Origin of the sequence: Streptomyces sp. NPDC051172 (assembly GCF_040682555.1) — a bacterium.
Lineage (GTDB): Bacteria > Actinomycetota > Actinomycetes > Streptomycetales > Streptomycetaceae > Streptomyces.
On the sequence record NZ_JBFBBE010000251.1, the window covers coordinates 1 to 4052 of the forward strand.

Consider the following 4052-nt stretch of genomic DNA (forward strand, 5'->3'; position numbering starts at 1 on the left):
GCTCCTGCGAAACATGGGCGGAACGTTCCAACGAGCCTGACGCAACGTCACGATCGTTTACTGCCCGTCCTCAAGATTCCCGACGGAGTCACTCATTGTCACCGCAGCGGAACTTCCAGCTTGGGATGGGCAGCCCTGACACGTGTCCGCCTGGCTGGTTACTCGCTTGACTGGATGTGCCTGTCCGATTAGTGATCACTGATGCGATGTGGGACAGGATCGCGCCACTGATGCCGGCCGATCCGGTTCGCGGGCGGCGGCGGGCCGACCAGCGCCGCACACTTGAGGCCATCGCGTGGAAGTACCGCACCAGCTCGCCGTGGCGAGACCTGCCGGACGAGCTCGGCCCGTTCCGGACTGCTCACAAGCGCCTGATCAGATGGGCCGTCGACGGCACATGGGAACGCAGACTCGCCGCTCTCCTGGCCGCAGCCGATGGTGAGGACGACATCGACTGGACCGTGCCGGTCGACTCGACCATCGTCCGAGCCCACCAGCACGCCGCCGGCGCACTCAAAAAGGGGCAGTCGGCCGAGCCGAACCCGCTGATCACGCCCTCGGGCGTTCCCGCGGCCTAGACTAGGGCGACGCTGATCGGTCCGATCCACATGCTGACCGAGTGGGCGAGGGCGAACAGCGACGCAGTGCTCGATGCCCTTGACGCCGATCGCGGGCGGCCGCCCGCAGGGACCGAGGCCCCCTTGCCAGGGCACTGCATATCCTCTCGGCCGCCACTCGGCATCGGCCGGGCCCGCTCGGTCTGCCAGCCCTCGTTGCGTGGACGATATGCCGCATCGGGGCGATGGAGCTGGCCACGACCACGAGCTTCTCACCGGTCCCACCCCAGATGCGTGCGGTGCACGCGGGCAAGCACGTGATGAAGGGCGGACCCGCCATCCCGCTGGCGCCGGACCCGCCCGATGATCTATGCCGTGGTCATCGGCCGCCGAGCGGCACGAGGCATGCGAGGAGCCCAGAGGTCGGCGGCTGAACCCGCCGACCTCTCCACGCGGGCGCCGCCTAGCGGTTGACCGACCGCATCCCCGCCTCGTCGTAACGCTCCCCTGCCGCCTCGGGCAGTTCCGCGTCGATGCGGGCCAGGTCGTCCTTGGTCAGTGTGATGTCCACCGCCGCCGCGTTCTGCTCCAGGTAGGTGCGGCGCTTGGTGCCGGGGATCGGCACCAGGTCCTCGCCCTGGGCCAGCACCCAGGCGATCGCCAGCTGCGCCGGGGTCACGTCCTTCTCCGCGGCGATCTCCTTCACCTTGGCCGCCAGCCGCAGGTTCGCCTCCAGGTTGTCGTCATTGAAACGCGGGTTCTGGCGGCGCCAGTCGTCCGCATCCAACTCGTTGGGCGTAGTGAACCGGCCGGCGAGGAAACCGCGGCCGAGCGGCGAGTACGGCACAAAACCGATGCCCAGCTCCCGGCACGCGGGCAGCACCTCGCTCTCCACGTCCCGCGACCACAGCGAGTACTCGCTCTGCACGGCCGTGATCGGGTGCACGGCGTGGGCGCGGCGGATGGTCTCCGCGCTTGCCTCACTCAGGCCGATGTAGCGCACCTTGCCCTGGGCGACCAGTTCGCCGAGCGCGCCCACCGTCTCCTCGATGGGCACATCCGGATCGACCCGGTGCTGGTAGTAGAGGTCGATGTAGTCGGTCCCCAGGCGCTGCAGGGACCCCTCGACCGAGCTGTGCACGTGCGCGGCCGAACCGTCCTGCGGGCCGACCGTGCTGAAGTCGCCCGGACGGGCGTGGTCCATCCGGTAGTTGAACTTCGTCGCCAGCACGAACTCCTCGCGGCGCCCCCGGATCGCCTCGCCGACCAGCGACTCGTTCGTCAGCGGTCCGTACATCTGCGCGGTGTCGAGGAAGGTCACGCCGAGATCGAGGGCACGCCCGATCGTCGCGATTCCCTCCTCTTCGTCAGCGGACCCGTAGAAGGCGGACATGCCCATGCACCCCAGGCCGATCGCCGATACCTCAAGCTCCCGCAGACTGCGCTTCTGCATGCTCTGTCCCAGCCTTTCTGAACACACGCTTCACTGTCCGGGCCGCACCGAACTCTCGTCCATCCGGCAGCAGATTCCGCCGTCCCGCATCTCGGGGAGGGAACCGACGGACTTCGGGGCCGGGTGCGGTCCGCTGTCTGCGACGCTACGGCCTGGAGCGCACTCCAGCGCAAGCCGTCCTCATGCCGGCCCGCCCGGGCAGCCACTGCAAGGGGCACCGACCCGGGACACGCCCTCAGCTCATGCACGGCACAAGAACGGTCACAGGCAGGCTCTCGCAGACGGGCGCCGTGCGCACCGGCCTGCCCACCCCGCACGTCGGCTGCCCGGGCGTGTCGCCCGAACGTCCCGGCCGCCACGCGCGCCGCTGCGGCCAGCGCGGTGACCGGAAACGCCCCGGGGTACGGCTGAACCAGCCGGCCACGCCGGCGTCCAGTGAGGCAAGGCCGTCCGTCCAGTGCTGCAACGCCTATCAGCGTGTCGGCGGGGCCGGGGTGATCCCCAGCTTCGCGGCTGCCCTGGTGACCCCCTCCAGGAGTTGCGCCATCTTGTCGGGGGTCCGGTCCACGACCTAGAAGGTCAGCTTCGCCACGTCGTGGAAGGGACCAATGCCTCCATTATTCCAAGGCCTCCAAGGCCGCCCTGCGCACCTGCGAACAGGGCCCGTACTCCCCGACCTCGGGCTCGAATGGGCGACTGCGTGACGACACCGTCGCGCTGCTACACGGATTCGTGCGGGAATCGCGCCTCCGCGCAGTTACCCAAGGCAGCCCAATCAGGCCGCTTCACGTCAAGTCGCCCCAATCGACGAAACGTTCGGGGAACATATGTTTCACGCATGAGAGCCCGGCGGCCACTCGGGTCGCAGGCCGGAAGGAGCAGAAATGCCTCGCAGAGGTTTCGTCCGAGTCGGCGCACTGGCAATGGCCGCCTCCGCAATGGTGCTCGCCGCACCAGGCCTGGCCAACGCCAGCGTGGCCCCGGTCACGGTGGCGGCTGACTCAGCTTGCCAGGCCTTGGAGTTCACCAGGATCGAATCGGGTCACGACCACATGTACGTGGACCCGACAGTCGACCGTAGCTCGTGCCTCTACGTGATCTGGGACAACAACGCCGGCCGCGACGCCTACTCGTCGATGTCGCCGGCCGGCAACCAGGGCGACATCTACGACGGCCCTGGCCAAAACCTCCAGGTCGAGGTACTCGACGAGGCCAACGGCCTCACCGGCTGGGGCCCCGCGAACTGACCTCCGCCGACAGCTCTTCCCTCAGCCTGCCGCCCAACGCAGGCCGAGGGAAGGGCCCGGTGCGCTGCCACCGGTCCGGTGACGACGTCGGCCTCCCCCGAGTCAACCGGATGCGGGCCGCAGATTGTTCATGAGCAGGTCGAGGGCGAACGCGAAGCGGTCGTGTCCGGTGCCGGAGATCAGCTCCGCGGCGTGGCGTCGAGTCTGCGGGAACTTCCCGGCGGGCAGTGCGGTGAAGCGGTCCAACAACTCCTCCCGGCTGAACACCCATTCCTGATCCGGGTGTCAGACGGCGTCATCGAGGCACGTGACGCTGGCCACCTCTTCTACCAGCTCACTGACCGGGCGCCCTCGTGGTCCAATGACGACCCTGACGAGTTCCTGTGCGCTCTCCATGACGACCTTCTGGCCCACGTCCACGACCACCTGGACGACGACGCGGCCGCAGTCGCGATCCGCCGCCTGGCCCTCTGATTTTCGGTCCTGGTCAACCTCTGGGAGGAACGACTTTCGAAGGATGGTCAACCGGCGGGCCAAGGACGCCCCCAAGACGGCAGCCGCCATCCTTAGCACAGTCGCGCTTCCTCATTTGTGCTGGTCAGCAGTCCAGCGCGCCTTCGGCGCGCGCCGGGGGGACGGTAAATGCCGTGGCGCGCGCTGAGGGTGCTTCTGCGTGCCCTGGCAAGGGGCGGGCCGCGGCCGGGATCGTGAAGTGTTCGTTCCGGCCGAAACCGATGTCTCTGTGATGCTGTGCAGCTCGCTGGTCAGCATGGTGCTGAGGGCCGACCACGGGAA

4 protein-coding genes and 3 pseudogenes are annotated in these 4052 nt (G+C 68.3%); 4 read left to right on the top strand and 3 right to left on the bottom strand.

Going from position 1 to position 4052, the window contains the following annotated elements; all coding sequences use genetic code 11:
* Positions 1-176: 176 nt before the first annotated feature.
* Both AB0N07_RS49820 and AB0N07_RS49825 read left to right on the top strand, forming a co-directional pair.
* Positions 177-574 (top strand): annotated as a pseudogene (locus AB0N07_RS49820) (IS5 family transposase); the annotation flags it as partial.
* A 10-nt stretch (positions 575-584) separates the two neighbouring features.
* Positions 585-665, top strand: a pseudogene (locus AB0N07_RS49825) (transcriptional regulator); the annotation flags it as partial.
* A 355-nt stretch (positions 666-1020) separates the two neighbouring features.
* Here the strand turns inward: AB0N07_RS49825 and AB0N07_RS49830 are convergent.
* Entirely contained in the window at positions 1021-2010 is a 990-nt protein-coding gene (locus AB0N07_RS49830; protein WP_365847479.1) for an aldo/keto reductase, read from the bottom strand.
* A 452-nt stretch (positions 2011-2462) separates the two neighbouring features.
* Positions 2463-2617: pseudogene (locus AB0N07_RS49835) on the bottom strand (RidA family protein); the annotation flags it as partial.
* 277 nt (positions 2618-2894) lie between these two features.
* On the opposite strand from AB0N07_RS49835, the gene AB0N07_RS49840 reads away from it, so the two are divergent.
* Complete coding sequence (locus tag AB0N07_RS49840) at positions 2895-3257, top strand: hypothetical protein (RefSeq protein WP_365847481.1); 363 nt, start codon at positions 2895-2897, stop codon at positions 3255-3257.
* A gap of 102 nt (positions 3258-3359) precedes the next feature.
* Here the strand turns inward: AB0N07_RS49840 and AB0N07_RS49845 are convergent, their stop codons facing one another.
* Entirely contained in the window at positions 3360-3524 is a 165-nt protein-coding gene (locus AB0N07_RS49845; protein ID WP_365847483.1) for a hypothetical protein, read from the bottom strand.
* A gap of 15 nt (positions 3525-3539) precedes the next feature.
* On the opposite strand from AB0N07_RS49845, the gene AB0N07_RS49850 reads away from it, so the two are divergent.
* Positions 3540-3731 carry a SpoIIE family protein phosphatase gene (locus AB0N07_RS49850; RefSeq protein WP_365847485.1) on the top strand — a complete coding sequence of 64 codons (192 nt, stop codon included), beginning with the start codon at positions 3540-3542 and terminating at the stop codon, positions 3729-3731.
* The last annotated feature ends 321 nt before the right edge of the window (positions 3732-4052 follow it).

Coding starts and splice junctions, on each gene's coding strand:
- AB0N07_RS49830 (WP_365847479.1), bottom strand. CDS start 2,010: ATGCAGAAGCGCAGTCTGCGGGAGCTTGAGGTATCGGCGATCGGCCTG.
- AB0N07_RS49840 (WP_365847481.1), top strand. CDS start 2,895: ATGCCTCGCAGAGGTTTCGTCCGAGTCGGCGCACTGGCAATGGCCGCC.